Origin of the sequence: Clostridium sp. AF19-22AC, from assembly GCF_003479085.1 — a bacterium.
Lineage (GTDB): Bacteria > Bacillota > Clostridia > Lachnospirales > Lachnospiraceae > Faecalicatena_A > Faecalicatena_A orotica.
This window is the reverse complement of sequence record NZ_QUGN01000063.1, coordinates 1-464: the sequence shown is the minus strand read 5'-3', so window position 1 is coordinate 464 and position 464 is coordinate 1. Positions and strand designations below refer to the sequence as shown.

1 pseudogene is annotated in these 464 nt (G+C 45.0%); it reads right to left on the bottom strand.

Annotation, left to right across the window (positions count from 1 at the left end):
* Positions 1-464 (bottom strand): annotated as a pseudogene (locus DWX43_RS27160) (hypothetical protein); the annotation flags it as partial.

Genomic DNA, 464 nt, shown 5'->3' with positions numbered 1-464 from the left:
TCTTCACGCTGTACCTCGATGTCCATGTCATAATCATATTCGGCTATCAGCATATTGATCACCTCACTGCCTTTCTTTCTTAGATAGTCTGCGAGAATACCGGAATCTATGCACTGCTCGATGGTATGTTTGAAGGCATCGCTGTCCCCTTTCGACTGATAATCCCGTAAAATATCGACGAACTGTCCGTATTCCTTCAGAACCCTGCATTTTTCCAGAACCTTATGCTGCTGGGCCGGATTGATATTGATCACTTTTACTTCCAGGTCAAGCATAGGGGGACCATCCTGAACCATATAAGCATCTGAAAGTTTTAGGACCTTTTCATTTACCCAGTCTTTCTCGCCGTTGTAGAACGTGTAAAACTCAGGCTTTGGAAGCTTTACCAGCTTTTTCTTATACCTGTCCCTGACTGGAACAATTTTCTCATACGCCCGCCCGATATACATCAGGCTCCGAAGCGG